The organism is Paenarthrobacter sp. TYUT067 (genome assembly GCF_023656375.1).
GTDB lineage: Bacteria > Actinomycetota > Actinomycetes > Actinomycetales > Micrococcaceae > Arthrobacter.
Genome location: NZ_JAMOIT010000002.1, coordinates 282060 through 301283, shown reverse-complemented (window position 1 = coordinate 301283; position 19224 = coordinate 282060). Strand labels below are relative to the sequence as shown.

General features: G+C 62.0%; 14 protein-coding genes. 3 read left to right on the top strand and 11 right to left on the bottom strand.

Going from position 1 to position 19224, the window contains the following annotated elements; all coding sequences use genetic code 11:
* Positions 1-194: 194 nt before the first annotated feature.
* Entirely contained in the window at positions 195-1433 is a 1239-nt protein-coding gene (locus MOD31_RS02855) for an MFS transporter (protein WP_250819784.1), read from the top strand.
* Here the strand turns inward: MOD31_RS02855 and ftsY are convergent.
* The gene (gene ftsY, locus MOD31_RS02850; protein ID WP_223940461.1) at positions 1426-2631 is read right to left on the bottom strand and encodes a signal recognition particle-docking protein FtsY; all 1206 of its coding nucleotides are present in this window, start codon (positions 2629-2631) and stop codon (positions 1426-1428) included. The genes MOD31_RS02855 and ftsY overlap by 8 nt on opposite strands.
* Before the next feature lie 20 nt (positions 2632-2651).
* Entirely contained in the window at positions 2652-6230 is a 3579-nt protein-coding gene (gene smc / locus MOD31_RS02845) for a chromosome segregation protein SMC (RefSeq protein ID WP_250819799.1), read from the bottom strand.
* 349 nt (positions 6231-6579) lie between these two features.
* Between smc and MOD31_RS02840 the strand changes: the two genes are divergently transcribed.
* A complete protein-coding gene (locus MOD31_RS02840; protein WP_250819783.1) occupies positions 6580-11496 on the top strand; it encodes a DUF4082 domain-containing protein in 4917 nt (1638 codons plus the stop codon).
* A 5-nt stretch (positions 11497-11501) separates the two neighbouring features.
* Here the strand turns inward: MOD31_RS02840 and MOD31_RS02835 are convergent, their stop codons facing one another.
* The 9 genes from MOD31_RS02835 to coaD form a co-directional block, all read right to left on the bottom strand.
* On the bottom strand, positions 11502-12530 hold the full coding sequence (locus tag MOD31_RS02835) for a hypothetical protein (protein ID WP_250819782.1): 1029 nt from the start codon (positions 12528-12530) through the stop codon (positions 11502-11504).
* Positions 12527-13750, bottom strand: a complete 1224-nt coding sequence (locus tag MOD31_RS02830; RefSeq protein ID WP_250819798.1) for an MFS transporter — start codon at positions 13748-13750, stop codon at positions 12527-12529. Before MOD31_RS02830 ends, MOD31_RS02835 begins: the two co-directional genes overlap by 4 nt.
* A gap of 80 nt (positions 13751-13830) precedes the next feature.
* On the bottom strand, positions 13831-14562 hold the full coding sequence (locus MOD31_RS02825) for a hypothetical protein (RefSeq protein WP_250819781.1): 732 nt from the start codon (positions 14560-14562) through the stop codon (positions 13831-13833).
* Positions 14559-14696 (bottom strand): hypothetical protein, encoded by a 138-nt coding sequence (locus MOD31_RS02820; protein WP_250819780.1) that lies wholly within the window; start codon positions 14694-14696, stop codon positions 14559-14561. The genes MOD31_RS02825 and MOD31_RS02820 overlap by 4 nt, the downstream gene beginning before the upstream one ends.
* A 46-nt stretch (positions 14697-14742) precedes the next feature.
* The gene (gene mutM, locus MOD31_RS02815) at positions 14743-15714 is read right to left on the bottom strand and encodes a bifunctional DNA-formamidopyrimidine glycosylase/DNA-(apurinic or apyrimidinic site) lyase (protein ID WP_250819779.1); all 972 of its coding nucleotides are present in this window, start codon (positions 15712-15714) and stop codon (positions 14743-14745) included.
* Positions 15715-15720: 6 nt separating this feature from the next.
* On the bottom strand, positions 15721-16431 hold the full coding sequence (gene rnc / locus MOD31_RS02810) for a ribonuclease III (protein ID WP_142938754.1): 711 nt from the start codon (positions 16429-16431) through the stop codon (positions 15721-15723).
* Between the two features lie 23 nt (positions 16432-16454).
* A complete protein-coding gene (gene rpmF, locus MOD31_RS02805) occupies positions 16455-16658 on the bottom strand; it encodes a 50S ribosomal protein L32 (protein WP_011775139.1) in 204 nt (67 codons plus the stop codon).
* Between the two features lie 33 nt (positions 16659-16691).
* A complete protein-coding gene (locus tag MOD31_RS02800; protein WP_142938753.1) occupies positions 16692-17219 on the bottom strand; it encodes a DUF177 domain-containing protein in 528 nt (175 codons plus the stop codon).
* Between the two features lie 166 nt (positions 17220-17385).
* Entirely contained in the window at positions 17386-17886 is a 501-nt protein-coding gene (gene coaD / locus MOD31_RS02795) for a pantetheine-phosphate adenylyltransferase (protein ID WP_142938752.1), read from the bottom strand.
* A gap of 35 nt (positions 17887-17921) precedes the next feature.
* Here coaD and MOD31_RS02790 point away from each other — a divergent pair, with 35 nt between their 5' ends.
* Complete coding sequence (locus tag MOD31_RS02790) at positions 17922-19187, top strand: aminotransferase class I/II-fold pyridoxal phosphate-dependent enzyme (protein WP_374206964.1); 1266 nt, start codon at positions 17922-17924, stop codon at positions 19185-19187.
* Positions 19188-19224: the final 37 nt, after the last annotated feature.

Here is a 19224-nt window from a genome sequence, read left to right as displayed (position 1 = left end):
GCCGTGTTTCACCTGCGCAGGTTTTACATTGCGGGCTCGTTACAACAACCTCCCCAACGTAAATGGTGCATATCCCCGGTGTTACGGATATGTTTCAGGCGTCGGACTTCACCGGAAAAATCCGGTTTGGCACCACATGCACCTCATTTGCCCCAGAAATACCACCGTGAATCCCACCGAAGGACCAGCACCGTATGACCGAGTCGCCCAGATCCGTCAAAGCCCAAAGGATCAGGCCGGACAAGACTCCCCTTCCGCGCGACATCAAAGTGATGTTGGCCGCAGCGTTCCTCATTGCCTTGGGCTTTGGCCTGGTGGCCCCGGTTCTGCCGCAATTCGCCACAACGTTCGACGTCGGCGCTACAGCTGCCGCGGTGATCGTCAGCATCTTCGCCTTCATGAGGCTGGTCTTCGCCCCGGCGGGGGGCGCCCTGATCGGACGGTTTGGCGAACGGAACGTTTACGTCTCAGGCCTGCTGATCGTAGCGGTGTCCACGGCGGCTTGCGCCTTTGCCCAGGACTACTGGCAACTGCTGATCTTCCGCGGGCTAGGCGGCGCCGGCTCGGTGATGTTTACCGTTGCCGCCATGGGACTACTCATCCGACTCGCACCACCCGAACGGCGGGGACGGGTCTCCGGTGCTTACGCCTCGGCTTTCCTGATTGGAAGCGTCCTGGGGCCGGTAGTGGGCGGCTTGCTGGCAGGCTTTGGCCTCCGGGTGCCCTTCCTTGCCTACGCCGGAGCGTTGTTGGTAGCTGCCTTGGTGGTACGCACCATGCTTAGCGGGGAAGGCAACACGGCCGAGGACACCGCGCCTGCCCCGGCAATGACCGTGAAGGAAGCACTGGCGGACTCCGCGTACCGTGCCGCCATTTTCTCGAGTTTTGGCAACGGCTGGGTGACGTTCGGCGTCCGAATGGCCACCATCCCGCTGTTCGCCGTTGCGGTCCTGCAGTCCGCGCCGGAGACCGCCGCTTGGGCCCTGGCCATCTTTGCCGTGGGCAACGCCCTTGCCCTGACGTTCAGTGGACGGCTCGCGGACGCTTGGGGGCGAAAGCCGCTGCTGATTCCCGGCCTGCTCATCACGGGCGCAGCCACCGGCGTGATCGGACTGACCACGGATCTCACCGGATTCCTCATCGCCTCAGCATTGGCGGGTTTCGGTTCCGGTTTGCTGGGCCCGGCGCAGCAGGCTGCTGTCGCTGATGTCATCGGCCGCGGACGCTCGGGAGGGAAAGTACTGGCCATCTTCCAAATGGCCGCTGACACGGGTGCGATCGTCGGTCCGATCGTAGCCGGGCTCCTCGCTGACCGCCTCGGCTACGGATGGGCGTTCGGCGTCACCGGAGGCGTGCTCCTCCTTACGGCGGCGGCATGGCTGCCGGCGCGGGAGCCTTCGAAGCACTCCCCCGCCGGCCACGACGCTAGTTGAGCAGTGCGTCCACGAAGCTTTCGGCGTCGAACGGTGCAAGATCGTCCGGGCCTTCGCCCAAACCAATGAGCTTCACGGGTACTCCCAGAGACTTCTGGATAGCCACCACGATGCCGCCCTTGGCCGTTCCGTCCAGCTTGGTCAAAACGATGCCGGTGATGTTCACTACCTCTGCAAAGACGCGTGCCTGATTGAGTCCGTTCTGTCCGGTGGTGGCGTCCAGGACCAACAGAACCTCGTCCACTTCTGCCAGCTTCTCAATGACCCGCTTGACCTTGCCGAGCTCATCCATGAGTCCGGTTTTGTTCTGCAGGCGTCCTGCGGTGTCAACCATGACCACATCGACCTCCTGATCGATGCCGGCCTTCACCGCTTCGTAAGCCACCGACGCGGGGTCGGCGCCGTCGATGTCGGACTTGACGGTGGGCACACCCACGCGCTGTCCCCAGGTGGCCAACTGCTCGGCAGCAGCAGCACGGAAAGTATCAGCGGCGCCCAAAAGGACATCTTTGTCTTCAGCCACCAACACACGTGCCAGCTTGCCCACGGTGGTGGTCTTACCAACGCCGTTCACGCCTACAACAAGCACGACGGCGGGGCGGTCGCCCTTGCGCTCGACATTCAAGGAACGGTCCATGCTTGGATCAACCAGTTTGATCAGTTCTTCACGGAGCATCGCCTTGACGTCTTCGGGGCTGCGGGTGCCCAGAACCTTGACACGCTCACGCAGGGCGTCGACCAACTGCATGGTGGGTTCGGTTCCAAGATCGGCCAGCAGGAGGGTCTCTTCTACCTCGTCCCACACGTTCTCGTCGATCTTGTCGCCGGACAACAGTGCGAGGAGGCCCTTGCCCAGGATGTTGTTGGACTTGATCAACCTGGCACGAAGACGGGTCAGGCGACCCTCCACCGGCGCCGGTGTATCGATGGCGATGGTCTCTAGCCCGGCGGCGTCATCCGGGACGTCCGTGTCCGCAACGGTTCCGTCGAAGGTCGGGGCCGGAGCCTTCACCGCATCCGGGCGGTCCTCCACAAGGGTTCCGCCGCCTGCTGCCGATGACTGGACGGGATCGTTCGCGTCACGTGTTCCGGGGTACTTTGCGCCGGTCTTCCGGGCTTTCATCAGTACCGGCACGAGTCCGCCGACCACTACGAGCGCAGCGAGAATGGACAGAATTATGGGTAGGAAATCGTTCACTCCCCTACCTTCTCATAAAGCTATGCCCCGGCACCGAGCCTCTGGCTGATCACGGTTGAGACGCCGTCGCCCCTCATCGTCACTCCGTAGAGCGCGTCTGCCACTTCCATGGTGCGCTTCTGGTGGGTGATCACAATCAGCTGGCTGGACTCACGCAATTCCTCAAAGATGGTGATAAGCCGGCCCAGGTTGGTATCGTCCAACGCCGCCTCTACTTCGTCCATGACATAGAAGGGCGAGGGGCGGGCTTTGAAGATGGCCACCAACAGCGCCACTGCTGTCAGTGAGCGCTCCCCGCCGGAGAGCAGAGAGAGCCTCTTGATTTTCTTGCCCGCCGGACGCGCCTCCACTTCAATCCCGGTATTAAGCATGTCGTCGGGGTCCGTGAGAACCAACCTGCCCTCACCGCCGGGAAAAAGCCTGGCAAAGACGTGGTCGAACTGGGCTGACGTGTCAGCAAAAGCCTCGGTAAACACCTGCTGGACACGGTTGTCCACCTCTTTGATGATGTCCAACAGGTCCTTGCGGCTGGATTTGAGGTCCTCCAGCTGCGAGCTCAGGAACTGGTGCCGTTCTTCCAGGGCGGCGAACTCTTCCAACGCCAACGGGTTCACTTTGCCAAGGGCCCCGAGCTCACGCTCGGCTTTCTTCAGCCTTTTCTCCTGCTCTGCCCGGACGAACGGAATCCCCTCAATGATGGCGTCACCGTTTTCGTCAACAGGCGCCCGGAGTTCGGCCCACTTATCTGTAGCCGATCCGGGAGGCAGGGGCACCATTTTATCCGGACCATAATCGGCAATGAGTTGTTCGGCTGAGAGTCCCAGCTCTTCAATGGACCGGCTTTCCAAAGCCTCGATACGGAGCCGCTGCTGCGTCCGGGCCATCTCATCCCGGTGTACCGAGTCCGTTAGCTCGGCAAGCTCCCGCGCCAAGGCGTCGTTGCCCGAGCGAACCTCAGCGAGTTCCTTCTCCAACTCATCCCGCTTTTGCTCGGCAAGGTCGCGATCGTAGCCGGCCAGGTCAACTGAAACGTCGATGAACCTGAGGGTCTGCTCCACAGCGGACGCGACCGCCGCCGCACGCTGCGCCTGCGCGCGTCGGCGTTGCGCACGCCGGGCGGCCTCCTCACGGGCACGCCGTTCGGTAGCCGCGGCGCGCTCAAGCGATGCCGCCCGGTTGCTGATGGCTCCCAACTGCTCCTCGGATGTCCGGAGGGCAAGCCGGGCTTCGGTTTCCAATGCCCGGGCAGTCCTGGCCTGGACAGCGAGTTCATCCCGCTGTTCCGTGGATGGTTCCTCGTCAGGTGCTTCCTGGGCCGCAGCGAGGCGTTCCACGGCGACTTCAAGGTCAAGTTGGGCTTCTGCGATGTTGGCTTCGGCCTTGGCCATGGACGTGGCGAGCCGTTCGCTTTCGCCCACAGCGCTGCGAAGAACGGAGTTGAGATGACCCAGGCGCTCAGCAACAGCGGCAAGGCGGGCATCCGATTCATGCAACCGCTCCAAAGCGGCGTCCGCGCGGTCCTGCGCTTCGGCACGGCGGGTTTGAGCGGCGGCCAAGGCGAAGCGTCCACGTTCCAGACGGGCCGTGACCTCCTGGAGCCGGGCAACGGCGTCGTCCACTGCCGCCTGAACTTCCAGCAGCGACGGCGCGGTGGCAGATCCTCCTGTGATGGTCAGGGAGGTAAAAACGTCACCCTCGCGGGTCACCGCCCTGAGGTGTGGATTATCTGCGATGAGAGCTGCCGCCACCGCAACATCATCAACGACGGCGGTACGGACCAGGAGCCCGAGCGCGCCTTGGGCAACAGGATCAGCGATCTTCACCACGTCGGCAGCCCAACGGCAGCCGGCGGGAAGCTCGAGGTTGGTGCCGGGATCTTCACCGGGGGAAGTACTTCCGGGAAGAAGCAGTGATGCCCGCCCCGCGTCGTTATCCTTCAGCAGGCGGATGGCTGCCAGGGCGCTGTCGGTGTCGGCAACCGCCAAGGCGTCCGAGGCACTGCCCAAGGCGGCAGCTATGGCGGCCTCGTATCCCGGCTCGATGGATACCAGCGCCGCCAACGGTCCAAGAACGCCCTCAGCCGTCAGAAGACTTCCCGACCCGTCCTTGCGGTTGAGCCCGAGTTGAAGGGCATCGCGTCGTGCCGTCAGGGCGTCCCGCTCGCGGACAGCTTCCCGCTCGGAAGCTTTCAGTTCCTCGATCTCCGCGAGGACTGCATCCAGGACCTCGTTGGCATTCTCGTAGTCAGCGTCGAGGCTCTCTTCGCCATCTTCAACGCCAGCCACTTGCGTTTCGAGGGCAGTGAACTCGCTCTGCGCCTTGCGGCGCCGTTCGTCACCTGCAGCGAGGGATTCCCTGAGGCGACCACGTTCGGCCTCGGCAGCTTCGGCCCGGGACCTGGCCGCGGCCACCTGGCCTGCCAGTCTGGCCAGCCCCTCCCTGCGGTCGGCGGCCGCCCTCAACATGGCTGTTAGGCGCTTGTCCTCCGCAGCTGCGAGCGCCTCGGCCGAGTCCTTTGCAACCGTTGCCTCAAGAAGAGCCGCCTGCTTGGCGAGGATGTCGTGTTCGAGGGCAGTCTGTTCCTCACGGACCCGGGCAGCCTGGCGCTCGAGTTGTTCGGGGTCACGTCCGGTGTCCGGTGAGGCCTCCGCGGAACCCAGGAGTCTTCTGCGTTCGCTGGCCAAGGATCCGAGTGAGCGGAGTCGTTCCCGGTTGGCCGAAAGCTGGTACCACTGCTCCCGTGCGGCATTGAGTCGCGGCGTGGCTTCGGCGGCTTGCTGCTCCAATCCCGCTTGGCGGCGCCGACCCGTCCCAAGCCCTGCCTCAACCACCCGGCGGCGCTCTTTGAGGGCGGCTTCGTCTGCAACGTCCTTTTCAAGGGTGGTTGTCAGTTGGACAAGGTCGTCCGCCAAAAGCCGGGCGCGGGCATCCCGGACGTCGAACTGGACTGTTTGGGCGCGGCGGGCTATCTCCGCCTGTTTGCCCAACGGAGTCAATTGCCGACGTATTTCTGCCGTGAGGTCACCGAGCCGTGCGAGATTGGCCTGCATGGCTTCGAGCTTGCGGACCGTCTTTTCCTTGCGGCGGCGGTGCTTGAGGATTCCCGCTGCTTCCTCGATGAAGCCCCGGCGGTCCTCGGGGGTGGCATGGAGTACGCGGTCCAGCTGGCCTTGTCCCACGATCACGTGCATTTCACGGCCCAAGCCGGAATCGGAGAGAAGTTCCTGAATGTCCAACAGCCTGCACGGGGCGCCGTTGATGGCGTACTCGGACCCACCGGTACGGAACAGAGTGCGGGAGATAGTGACTTCGCTGTACTCGATGGGGAGCGCGTTGTCTGCGTTGTCAATGGTCAGGGCGACGTGGGCCCGGCCCAACGGTGGGCGGCCAGAAGTACCTGCGAAAATGACGTCTTCCATCTTGCCACCCCGGAGGGTTTTGGCGCCCTGCTCTCCCATGACCCAGGCCAAGGCATCCACCACATTGGATTTGCCCGATCCGTTGGGCCCGACGACGGCGGTGACGCCAGGTTCAAAGTCGAAGGTCGTGGCCGACGCAAACGACTTGAATCCTCGGACAGTCAAACTTTTCAAGTGCAAGGTGCTTCGGTTCTCCTGGGTGGCCCGGGTGTCTGTATCCACTAAATCTACTGCGGTTTGTGCGAAATATGCTGATCTGCAAGCGGAAGCTCTTGCGGGCGGCATGCCACGCCCCTACACTCCTGCCAAGGGTTACTTGGCGGATTCGTTCCTGTGATCCGGCTTTTGCTTGAACTTCGGTTCGGTTATTGCTGGATCCGGTCCCGATCTACGGAACAATCATCGGTGCCAACCTTGGGTTTCATAACTGAAGATCTTGGCTTGACCCTGGCTGGGGAGCGGCAAAGCAGGGGCTGCGCTTAATTGCGTGGCCTGTCTTGGCAATTGGCGTACCACTCCAGGAGTTCTCATGCCCGGTCGTTCAGCTACCCGATCACAGCGAGTCTTCAGGGGATTTCTTGTTCCCTTGGTGATTGGCATGACGGCGGCCCTGCTGCCCCTTACCGCACCAGCTGCAGTTGCGGCAGGGCCCTGCGACCCCGTGGTGAACCTCGTGGCGTGCGAGAACTCTAAGGCCGGAAGTCCGCCGTCGGAATGGGACATCAGCGGTGCCGGCGATGACAGCATTCAGGGCTTTTCCACCGAAATCAGTGTGAATGCGGGGCAACCCATTCGCTTCAAGGTGGATACGAGTGCCCCGAGCTACACCATTGCGATTTATCGAACAGGCTGGTATGGCGGCCAGGGGGCGCGCAAGATCGCCGACGTAGTGCCTTCGGTGCTGCGGCAAAACCAGCCAGCTTGCCGGAGTGACGCCACCACCGGCATATATGACTGCGGAACCTGGGCGGTTTCCGCAACGTGGCAGGTGCCGGCCACAGCCGTCTCAGGGGTCTATATCGCCCTGCTGAAGCGGCCCGATACGGGGGCGAAGAGCCACATCACCTTCATTGTGCGCAACGACGGAAACCGTTCCGCTGTGATCTTCCAAACCGCTGACCAGACGTGGCAGGCCTACAACTCATACGGCGGTGCTGACTTCTACCAAGGCGTCAACGGCCGTGCCTACAAAGTCAGTTATAACCGCCCCGTGGCCACCAGGGGAGGACCGGATGGCCGGGATTTCTACTTCGCCAACGAATACCCCATGGTGCGTTTCCTGGAACAGAATGGTTACGACGTCAGCTACATCAGCGGCCTGGACGCGGACCGCAATGGCGCAGAGCTTCTGAACCACAAGGTGTTCCTGTCAGTAGGCCACGACGAATACTGGTCGGGACCGCAACGTGCGAACGTCACTGCTGCAAGGGATGCAGGAGTGAATCTTCAATTTCTCTCCGGTAACGAAATGTACTGGAGAACACGGTTTGAGCCGTCTGCGGTTGACGGTGCAGCCAACCGCACCCTGACGTGCTACAAGGAGACGTGGGCAAACGAAAAGATTGATCCCACTGCCCAGTGGACAGGCACCTGGCGTGATCCTCGCTTCGCGTCCCAAGCCAACGGCGGAGGCCTTCCCGAAAACGGCCTGACAGGCACGTTGTACATGTCAAACTTTTCAGACCTGCCGGTGACAGTCTCGGCTCAGGAAGGGAAGGCCCGCCTATGGCGCAATACGTCGTTGGCGTCGCTTCCGGCTGGTTCTTCGGCAGCATTGGCTCCCCACACCATCGGATACGAGTCAAATGAAGATCTGGACAACGGGTTCAGGCCTGCGGGTCTGGTCAAGCTGTCCACCACCGTGGGGAACGTTCCACAATATCTTCAGGACTTCGGCAACACAGTGGCTCCGGGAAGCACCACGCACAATGTGACTCTTTACCGGGCAGCAAGCGGAGCCTTGGTCTTTTCTGCAGGCAGTGTCCAATGGACCTGGGGCCTGGACCAGGAGCACGACGGCAATGGTGCAGCGGCCGATGTACGCATGAGGCAGGCACAGGTCAACCTACTGGCCGATATGGGTGCACAGCCCGCCACGAGGGCTGCCGGTCTGGTTGCGGCAGCACCGAGCACCGATACCACCAAGCCCACGGCCGCCATCACAGCGCCGGCCAATGGTGCAACGGTGGCCCACGGAAGCAGCGTCACAGTAACGGGAACTGCCGCCGATGTGGGCGGCGTGATCGCTGGCGTGGAAGTCTCCACCGACGGCGGCACCACGTGGCATCCTGCCCAAGGCAAGCAAAATTGGACATACAGCTACGTCCAAACGGGCTTCGCCACGGCAACCATTCAGGCCCGGGCCATCGACGATAGTGCCAACATCGGGGCGGCCACCGTCAGAAACCTGACTCTCAGTGGGCCCTACAGTGTCTTCGGCCAAACCGTTCCAACGGTCAAAGACTCCGGTGACGGAGGCGCCTATGAGATGGGCCTCCGGTTCACTCCCTCTGTGGATGGCTTCATCACAGGGGTTCGCTTCTACAAGAGTGCTGCCAACACGGGAACGCACACAGGATCCTTGTGGAGCTCCACCGGCGAGCGCCTGGCCACAGTGACCTTCACGAATGAAACGGCTTCGGGGTGGCAGACCGCACTCTTTACGCAAGCTGTTCCGGTGGCGGCCGGACAAAAGTACACGGTCTCCTATTGGGCACCCAACGGTCACTACGCCACCAAGGACTTCCAGTGGGCGAGCTTCGGATCCGCCGATCCCCCGCTGAAGGTGGCCGGAGGATTCGGGGCCGAACCGGCCGGTGTCTATGCAACATCCCAAAGCTTCCCCACCGCCAGCTATAACGGCGGCAACTACTTCGCTGATGCTCTTTTCAGCACCGTGGACAGCTCGCCTATGACCGTTTCGGGACATTCCCCCATTCCCTCGTCCTCGAGTGTTCCTGTTGACACGAAGGTGAGCGCGGTCTTCTCCAAGCCCGTCACTGCCGCCAGTGTGCAACTGACCGTGCAGTCGCCGTCGGGGCCGGTAGCAGGCACCACGGCGTACGACGCCGCCACGCGTCGGGCGACGTTCACGCCGTCGAACGCTTTAGCCTTCAGCACCCAATTCACCGCAACCTTATCCGGCACCGATTCAATTGGTGGTCCGGTGACAGCCGGCGGAACCTGGACCTTCACCACAGCAGCAACGCTGCCGGTCCCCGGCGCCTGCCCGTGCAGTCTCTTTAATGACTCGGTCACTCCCGGCATCGCCGAACTGCGTGAAGGGGTTCCCCTGACGCTTGGCGTGAGGTTCTCCAGTGTCTCGGCGGGTGAGGTTCTGGGCATGCGCTTCTACAAGTCGGCGGGGAACACAGGAACCCACAACGGCGCCCTCTACTCGGCCACCGGCCAGCAACTGGCAACGGTCGCGTTCACGAATGAGACCGCCTCCGGCTGGCAAACCGCGATGTTCAGTCAACCTGTCCAAATGGCCGCAAATACGGACTACATCGTGTCCTACAAGTCACTGACCGGCACCTATTCAGCCACAACCAATGGTTTCGGATCAGGGATGAGTGTGGGTCCGCTGAGGGCTGCTTCCGACGCAGGCGCTTACACGTACAGCGGCGATTTTGCCTCTTCCCGGTCCACCTCCAGCTACCTGGTGGATGTGGTGGTCACCGTCCCCAACCCGCCGTTTACTGTCGGTTCACAGTCCCCGCTACCCAACGCGGCCAGCGTTCCCTTGAGCTCCGCGGTCAGTGCAGTGCTCTCCGAGGCAGCAGTCGCATCCAGCGTCACACTGGGACTGAAAGTCACCGGTGGAGCCTCGGTAGCAGGGTCCGCCACCTATGATCAAGCCACCCGCAAGGTCACCTTCACCCCGGCTGCACCCTTGGCCGCCGGGACGTCCTACACGGCAACAGTTACTGCGACTTCGGTGTCCGGCCAGCCGATGTCCGGCGGAAGCACGTGGACCTTCACCACTGTTCCGGCTCCGCGAACGCCCGGGGTTTGCCCCTGCACGCTCTTCCAGGACACTGTGACTCCCACCACTCCGGATGCGAATGACGGCGTGCCTTTGTCTCTCGGTGTCCGGTTTGCCAGCGACACCGCCGGGCAGGTCACCGGCGTGCGGTTCTACAAGGCGGCCGGTAACACCGGAACGCACACGGGCTCGCTGTACACAACGGCCGGGCAGTTACTGGCAACCGTGACTTTCGCCAACGAGTCCAGTCAAGGATGGCAGACTGCGTCGTTCAGCCAGCCAGTGAGCATCGAAGCAGATACAGAGTACGTGGTGGCCTACAAGTCTCCCACCGGCAAGTACTCCTACAGCTCCGGCGGATTTGGTGCCGGCCTGACAAGTGGTCCGCTCCGTGCGGCTTCCGATTCCGGAGCCTTCTCCTACAGCGGTGACTTCCCCAATGCATCCTCTACTGCCAATTACCTGGTGGATCTGGTGTTCACGGTGACCACGCCACCATTGACGATTTCCGAGCAAGTTCCGGCACCGGGGGCTACTGGGATTCCGGTTGACGTCAAACCGTCGATCACTTTCTCATCAGCCATACGGCCGGGCGCTTCGTTCACCCTGACGGCAAATGGCGGCCCGATCGCCGGGGCGGCAGCCCTATCCGCCGACAACCGGAGCGTGACGTTCACCCCCGCAGCGGCGCTGCCCGCCAGCACTGTGGTTACTGCAAGCGTGGCGAATGTCTTGTCCCAACAGGGGCAAGCTTTCCCCACCACTACATGGCAATTCACTACTGCGGCCCCGGCCGTCCAGCAATCCACAATTTTCGGGTCGCTGGTTCCACAGGTTGCCACAACATCGGACTTCATGCCTGTCGAATTGGGTACCGCCTTTACGGTGTCCCAAGCCGGGAACGTGACGGGAATCCGCTTCTACAAGGGAGCTGGAAACACTGGAACCCACGTTGGCTCGCTGTGGAACTCGGCAGGCACCCGTCTGGCGCAAGTGACCTTCACCAACGAGACGGCCACGGGCTGGCAAACCGCCACCTTGGCCACACCAGTGGCACTGGCGACCGGCCAAACCTACGTGGTGTCCTACCGGGCACCGAATGGCCGTTACTCTTCGACGCAGGGCTTCTTCAACCAGACCTGGACAAGTGGGGTCTTCACCGCCACCGGTCCGAACAACGGCCGGTACCGGTACGGCTCGGGAGGCGCCATGCCCACTAACTCGTGGAACGCCACGAACTACTTTGTGGACGTGGTGTACTCAACCACTGCGCCGGCCCAGCAGCAGTTGGCCGCGCCAGCTCCGTCGTCTACAGCCACCCCCACAGTGACACCGGCACCGACCCCCACGGCGACTGCGACAGGCACAGCGACGCCAACTCCTAGTCCGTCACCGAGCCCGACACCCAGTCCCACGCAATCAGGCGGGCTACTCTGCGGGCTGTTGCGGGTCTGCTGACGGCTTTAGCGAACAACGCCCGGGGACCACGCATGGGCGATGAACAAACTGGGCTGGGAGCCGGGTCCGGTTCCCAGCTTCCAGATGTTGCTGTTTCCGTCGGTGGTTTCGTCAGCCAAACCATAAAGAAGGTTCTGGTTATCCAGCCACTCGATCTGGTCATCAACGCTGCGCTTCTCTGAGAGCTCGGTTTCCTGTCCCGTGGCCAGCTCCAGCACACCGACGTTCCAGTGCGGCGCCAGCGCCCCGCCGTCGTTCTTCTTGTACGCAATTCGTGTACCGTCAGGGGAAATGGACGGACACTCCACGTTGTCGTGAATAGCTGTCAAGGTCCTGTCGGACAGGCTCCCCCGCACCAGCCAGATGCGTCCGGAAGAAGCGGCAGTGGCGTAGAAGACATCACCCTGGCCTGGAGCGAACGTCACACCCCATATGTTCCTGTCCGTGGCAAGAACCCGCTCACCATTGACCATCAAGGCGAAGTCCTCAAGGTTTCCTGAGGTGCCGTCCGGGAAGCTGATCTCTGTGGCGGTCGAAAACCCCGCGGCGGCATAGGAATGGCCGGAGACGAATACCGTGGTGGCGATCATGGACCCATCAGGACTGATGCGGGTCCTGCTGGGAATTCCCGGGACCGGCCATGAACGCTGTTGCTGCCAATTGCGGTCCAGGACCTCAGCTTCAAACGCTGTTACCAAGCCCCGGTTTGTTCTCAGGCACACCACTTTCTCCGGTGTTCCGTAAACACGATCGCACTCATGCTCACTCACGGCCCGGGGACCGTCAGGAGCCGACAGCGGGACTGTAGCTGCTTTGCCGTATCCCTGGCCCGACGCTGTATTCCGAAAAAGGATAAACGGGCCTGCCGGAAGAGGCTGGCCTGCCGTGACGCCTACTGATGAAGCGGCAGTTCGGCTCTCTTCAAAACGCTGGTAGGCGCCCACAGCATAAATACCGGCCGCCACCAGGACCAGTGCCGTGACAGCAAGGAGTGCGCCCCACCGCAACTTACTTTGAGCCAGCGCGCCACTCATGCCCCGTCACTCACGTCCCCTGCCGGTGCCACCCGGGCGCCACGCAGGATGAAAGCCACAGCCACCACAGCGCAAGCGAGCAAACCGGCCGCTGCCACCATGGCCGTTGGAGCACCTACTGCGTACCACAGGACACCAAAACCTGCCGATGCCGTCATCCGGGTGAGGGCCACCACCGTCTGTGCGGATGCGATGCCCATGGCAAGCTTTCCCGGGGGCGTCAGTTGGCTCGCCAAGGCCGCCAGAACTCCGTCCGTGGCCGCGTAGAACGCCCCCAGAAGGACCAGACAGCCAATGGTTGCCCAGAGCCCTCCGAAAGGTGCTGCCGCCAGGAGATACGTTGCCAGCAATGCAAGGTGCCCACCTACGAACACCGGAATTTTCCCCACCCTGTCCGCGAGCCTGCCCAACGGAACGGCGAACGCCAGGAACACCACGTTGGTGCCTACGAACAACAGGGGAAACCACTGTACGGCGAAAGAATCCCGAGCCTGCAGGACGAGGTAGATAAAGCCGTCACCAATGGTGACCAAACCCAGGAGGCCAGCAGCAACCAGCAGCTTGCCCAGCCCCGGCTCCTTCAGGTGGCTCCAGGAAAAAGCGAACAAACGCCGCTCCTCGCGGTCCTCCGTGCCTTGGAGACCACGTGCTTTGATATCCGGCACCACCAGAGCCAGGACGGCGACACCAATCACCGCGAAAGCCAAAGACACCACAAACACCGTACTGAAACCGTTGGGAATCATCAGCAACACAAAGAAGGCGATCAACGGACCGGTTGCAGCGCCAATGTTGTCCAGCATCCTGTGAACGCCAAAGGATCGCGCCAGATGTTCAGGCTGTGCAGACACGGAAATCAGAGCGTCCCGCGGAGCTGTGCGAATGCCCTTGCCGATCCTGTCCCCGGTGACTATCGCAGCGATCGCCCAGAAACCGCCGGCGAAGAGGAAACCGATCCTGGCGAGCATGGATAAGCCGTAGCCGGCCAAGGCGATTCGTTTGGGGTGGCCGCTGCGGTCGGCGGCCCAGCCGGCTGCGATCCTGACAATCGCGCTGGCTCCTTGGTTGATGCCGTCGATGAGGCCGAAGGCAATGGTGGACAGACCCAGGAATCCGGTCACGTACAACGGGAGGATCGCGGTGACCGATTCCGAGGAAACATCGGTCACCATGCTCACAATGCCCAGCCAGAGGATGACCGGGGACAAACGGAACGGCACTTCACTTGTTAGTGCCGTTCGTGCTCCCTCCGGTTTGTCCCGCTTGCCTCGGTCCGAGAGTGAAATGTACATCGCAGCTCCTAGTCCGCCGCCGTGCGCAGGCTGCCCAAAAGTTGGAAACGGGAGTTGCCTGTACCTGTCGTCGTCACTGACACCGTGACCGTATCCGTGCCACGAACGAACCGTTCGGCCATCGCCCCCTCCGCCGCCGGCGCCGCCTCGAACCAGAATCCATGGGCCACCAAGGACTGGCGGAAGTTCGCCAGAACCTCAGCCTGTGGTTTGCCGATGACGCCATCCGCGGCAACCTGGAGGACATCACCGGAGGTCGAGACTGACGTGGAGCCGATTGTTGTACCTTCGGGCAAGGTCAGGACGCCGGCCGGCCAACCGTCCACCACTTCACCGGCCGCACTTCCCGGCTGGGGCAAGGAGCCGGTAATCAACGGCGCGGGGGCGGAAGGTTCGGGCAAGCCGGTGGGGGTGGTCGTGACCGGCGGCAGGACCTCAAGCGGCTTAGCCGTGGAAGGGCCGCCCTCGCTGCTGGTACCTTCGGTGCTGTTGTCGCTGCTGCTGCCGCCGCTGCCTTCAGTGCCCGACGCCGGGCTGCCGGACTGGGTGGGCTCCCCGGCACCACCTGGGGTCGGGGTCCCTGAAGCGGTGGCGTTGGAGCCTGGGGTTGGGGCCGAAGACGATGTGCTTTGGGCGGCCGTCGGGCCGGGCTTCCCTGCCATCTGGTCCAAAATGAATGCTACGGCGGCGATCAGCACAGCAAGGCAAATACCCGCAATGACCAGCCGCCGCGCCATCATGGCATGTCCGGGGTGACGGGATGGGCAAGAGGTTGATGGGCCGTTTCGGAAAACACTGCGGGTAGAACTGACGCCACCCGCATTGTGGTGGCGTTGACGTTTGCGATGGCGATTCGAAGCGCCAAGCTGTTCATGGGGACAGTCTGCCATTGCCGCCCCGATTCGGGAACAGTTTTGGCCCTACCAACGTCCATTTCGCGGCCGCGGCTGGCACACCGGGCAGGTGTAGGAGGAACGGTTCATGAACTGTTCCCGCTTCATGATGCTCCGTAAGCCTCTTGCCTCGCAGCGGCTGCACAGTTCACCAGCACGTCCGTAGGCATTGAGGGAACGGGCAAAGTAGCCTGAGTCGCCGTTGACGTTGACGTAGAGAGAGTCGAAGCTTGTTCCTCCTGCGTCAAGGGCGGCGTTCATGACGTCCTTCACAGCTTCAATCAGCCGCTCCGCGTCCGCCCTGCGAAGTGTGTCCGTTGCCCTGGCGTAATGGAGGCGGGCACGCCATAAGGCTTCGTCCGCATAAATATTGCCGATGCCGGAAATCACCGACTGGTCCAACAGCGCGCGCTTCAGGCCAGTCTTACGGCCTCTAACCTTTCGGTAGAAGGCATCGAAGGAGAAGAAGGGGTCCAACGGGTCCCTGGCGATGTGGGACGCTTCCTCGGCGATCTCGGGCAGCGGCGTTTCGCCCAGGCCACCGGGACCGCCGTCGAGCGTTGGCACCAAGGACGTCACAAAGAGGCCGCCGAAAATGCGCTGGTCAACGAACCGCAGTTGTTCAGGCATGCCGTCAGCGCTGCTTAACCTGATTCGGACTTTGAGGTGCTTTTCGTCCGCCACGTCCGGGTCCTGCATGAGGAGTTGGCCGCTCATTCCCAGATGGGCCATGAGCGCTACCTTGGGGAGGTCTTCCGGGTTGATTTCGGTGCTGGGATCCGGCGAGTCCGACATGGCAAGTGGCATCCAGAGGAACTTCCCACGGCGCACAACGTCCAGAACGGTGGCGTGTTCAAGATTACCGATGAAGTCTTCGGTACCAAGGGTGTGCCGGCGGATGGAGCGTGCATCCAGCACGTCAACACCGGTGATGGTACGTCCACGCACCCAACGGGCCAAGCCGCGTCGGACTACCTCTACTTCGGGAAGTTCAGGCATGTGGGTTTATGACGTAGCGGGACCGGCGGAGGTGGGGTCCAAAGCAGTCAGAGCACGCCAGGCATCAGCGGCTGCCTCCTGCTCTGCTTCCTTTTTGGAATGGCCCGATCCCCGGCCGTAGGGCGTACCGCCAATATTAAGCACTGCCTCGAAGGTCCGGGCGTGATCCGGCCCCGAGCCTTCCACGGCATAGTGGATGGCGCCCAATTGCCTGCTCGCCGTAAGCTCCTGGATGCTCGTCTTCCAGTCGGTTCCTGCGCCAAGCGCACCGGCGTCCTTGAGGAGCGGGCCCACCAGGCGCATGACCAATTGCCGTGCGGTCTCGATGTCGTTCGAGAGGTACGTGGCACCGATCAGGGCCTCCATGGTGTCAGCCAGGATGGAGGCCTTGTTCTTGCCGTCGGTCAGCTTTTCGCCCTGCCCGAGGTAGATGAACTCGCCGACGCCGATCTCCCGGCCAATACCGGCCAACGCCCGGGTACTGACGACGGCGGAACGCCGCTTGGCGAGCTCACCTTCAGGCAGTGAGGGGTTCTCACGATATAGAGAATCGGTGACCGAGAATCCCAGGATGGAGTCGCCAAGGAACTCAAGGCGCTCGTTGGTGGGAATCCCGCCGTTCTCATACGCATATGAGCGATGTGTCAGAGCAAGACGAAGCGTCTCGGTGTCAATCGAGACACCGAGACGCTTCAGAAGCTCTTCAGTTGAAGACATCCTTAGTCAGCCTGTACGGCAGATTAGGCGTCTGCGACCTTGCGGCCCTTGTATTCAAGGAACAGCGCGGTGCCGGCAGAGTCAGTAACGACCTTTGCCTGGTGCGGCAGGCTGTAAGTAACCTGACCGTTTTCGATGGTCTTGACCAAGTTGGGGGCAGTTGCCTTCCACTGGGCACGGCGGGCGCGTGTATTTGCGCGAGACATTTTCCGCTTGGGAACAGCCACGGCTATCTCATTTCTCTCTTAGACGAACACTTACTAATCGGTTTGCCGGTCAGTCTTAGCCAGATCAGCTAGGGCAGCCCAGCGAGGGTCAATGACCTCGTGGTGGTGCCCCGGCTCGTCTTCCAGGCGCGCTCCGCATTCGGAACACAGGCCCTGGCAGTCTTCCCGGCACACCGGCTGGAACGGCAGCATTGTGACTACTGCGTCCCGCAACACCGGCTCAAGATCGATCAGATCGTACTCGACTCGACGTTGCTCTTCATCGTCTTCCTCTTCTGAAAGCTCAGCACCTTCATAGAAGAAAAGTTCTTGCACATTGACCTCAAGGTCATACGCAAGGGGATCCAGGCATCGACCGCATTCGCCGGTTACTTCGACGACTACGGTTCCGGATACCAGAATTCCTTCGTGTACGGCCTCGAGACGAAGATCCAGCTCGACATCCGAGCCTTCCTTTACGCCAATGAGCGCCACACCAAGGTCACTCGGCGCAGGTACATGCTCGTTGAGTGTCCGCATGGTCCCTGGACTACGTCCAAGGTCCTTGACTACTAGCGCCAAGGGCGAACTTGCATCTCGCTTAATGAGAACTCCTGTAGAACATATGACCGACGTACCATCTTAGCCTGATCACGCTTGAGGACTCAAACCGGCCCCGGGCACAGGTAAATGCGCAAGGGTTTCAGCTTGGGGAACTCCGCGCTAAGGCGCAAGGTACCCGTCAAGCCTACCCCTTACGAGACTGTTCCGCTGGCGGCTCGCCTGCCAGAAGCCTTTTCAGGACAGATTTAGGGACGAAATCGGAGATGTCACCGCCAAGCACATTGATTTCCTTGATCAAAGTGGAGGAAAGGTGCAGGTAATGCGCTTCAGCAGGCAGGAAGACCGTTTCGACGCCAGTCAGCTGGCGGTTCATGGTGGCCATGGGAAGCTCGTAATCGAAATCCGAGGATGACCGCAGACCCTTGACGATGGCTGAAACACCCCGGTGACGGCAGTACTCAGCCAAGAGCCCTTCGCCCATGGGCTCAACGATGATGCCCCGCAACGAAGCCAGCGTTTCACGGGCCATCTCCATGCGGTCCTCAAGGCTAAACCTGTACTTCTTGGCGTAATTCGTTGACACGGCCACGATGACTTCGTCAAACAGGCCGGCGGCCCGGGCAATGACTTCGAGATGTCCGTTGTGGATGGGGTCAAAGGATCCAGGGCATACCGCGCGTCTCATGAGACGAACCTACCCCATGACTTTGCCGGGATACCATGGCTGACATGGCATCCGCAGGCAGTAGCCCCTCCCTAGATATGAGCGCCGGCACCCCCGGAGGCACCCGACCGGCACCGTGGCAGCGTGCCGCCACAGGCGCCAACCTGCTCGCCCCGGGAGGACATCTGGGAGTGACAATCTTCGAGGAAATGACCACCTTGGCACTGTCCACCGGTGCCATCAACCTCGGCCAGGGCTTTCCCGACGAAGACGGCCCGGCGGAGATCAAGGCCGCGGCGAGGTCAGCGATCGCAACCGGCGTCAACCAGTACGCGCCCGGCAAAGGCGTTCCCGCCCTCAGGGAAGCCATCACCTCACACCAGCAACGCTTCTACGGGTTGGAGCCGGATCCGGACACTGAAGTCCTGGTCACAACGGGCGCAACGGAAGCCATCGCAGCTACCCTGCTGGCTTTCATCCAGCCCGGCGACGAAGTCCTGACCTTCGAACCCTTCTACGACTCTTACGGGGCCATCATTGGCATGGCCGGAGGCCGGCATGTCACAGCCCCCTTGCTCGCCCCGGATTTTCTTCCCGACCTCAACGTCTTGGAAGAATCCTTCAGCAGCCGCACAAGAATCGTCCTTCTGAACAATCCGCACAACCCCACAGGTGCCGTCTTCCCGGAGCCCGTCCTAGCCAGGATCGTGGAATTGGCCGAAAAGTACGATGCCATGATCGTCAGCGACGAAGTGTACGAGCACCTCACCTTCGGCCTGGCGCACCTGCCCATCACATCACTGCCCGGCGCCGCAGAACGCACCATCACCATTTCTTCTGCCGGTAAGACCTTCTCCTTCACCGGCTGGAAAATTGGCTGGCTCACCGGACCGGAGCATCTGGTGGCCGCCGTTCGCACCGTCAAGCAATTCCTGACCTATAGCTCAGGCACACCCTTCCAGGGCGCCATCGCCCTGGGCCTCGCCCTTCCCGACGAGTTCTATACAGGCATCGCTGCCACCCTCCGCCAAAAGCGCGACATCCTCGCCGAGGGTCTGCGCGCTGCCGGATTCGGTGTGTACAACCCGAGCGGCACGTACTTCATCAACGTCGATACAGCACCCCTGGGCATCCACGACTCGGTCGACCTCGCAAGGCGCCTGCCCGGGCTCATTGGAGTGGCGGCCATTCCGGTTCCGGTGTTTTGCCACCCGGCAGGAGCCGAACGCACGCGCAGCCTGCTGAGATTCGCCTTCTGCAAGAAGACCGATGTCCTCGAGCAAGCCGCCGAACGGCTCGCCACCTTGAAGGACAGGCTCTGAACGCCGCAGGCTCCGGCCAGCACCAGGCCACGCGCTT

What these genes read in the sequence shown, in the direction of transcription:
- MOD31_RS02855 (WP_250819784.1), top strand. Translation starts at nt 195, where the DNA reads ATGACCGAGTCGCCCAGATCCGTCAAAGCCCAAAGGATCAGGCCGGAC.
- MOD31_RS02840 (WP_250819783.1), top strand. Translation starts at nt 6,580, where the DNA reads ATGCCCGGTCGTTCAGCTACCCGATCACAGCGAGTCTTCAGGGGATTT.
- MOD31_RS02835 (WP_250819782.1), bottom strand. Translation starts at nt 12,530, where the DNA reads ATGAGTGGCGCGCTGGCTCAAAGTAAGTTGCGGTGGGGCGCACTCCTT.
- MOD31_RS02825 (WP_250819781.1), bottom strand. Translation starts at nt 14,562, where the DNA reads ATGATGGCGCGGCGGCTGGTCATTGCGGGTATTTGCCTTGCTGTGCTG.
- MOD31_RS02820 (WP_250819780.1), bottom strand. Translation starts at nt 14,696, where the DNA reads ATGAACAGCTTGGCGCTTCGAATCGCCATCGCAAACGTCAACGCCACC.
- mutM (WP_250819779.1), bottom strand. Translation starts at nt 15,714, where the DNA reads ATGCCTGAACTTCCCGAAGTAGAGGTAGTCCGACGCGGCTTGGCCCGT.
- rnc (WP_142938754.1), bottom strand. Translation starts at nt 16,431, where the DNA reads ATGTCTTCAACTGAAGAGCTTCTGAAGCGTCTCGGTGTCTCGATTGAC.
- coaD (WP_142938752.1), bottom strand. Translation starts at nt 17,886, where the DNA reads ATGAGACGCGCGGTATGCCCTGGATCCTTTGACCCCATCCACAACGGA.
- MOD31_RS02790 (WP_374206964.1), top strand. Translation starts at nt 17,922, where the DNA reads ATGGCTGACATGGCATCCGCAGGCAGTAGCCCCTCCCTAGATATGAGC.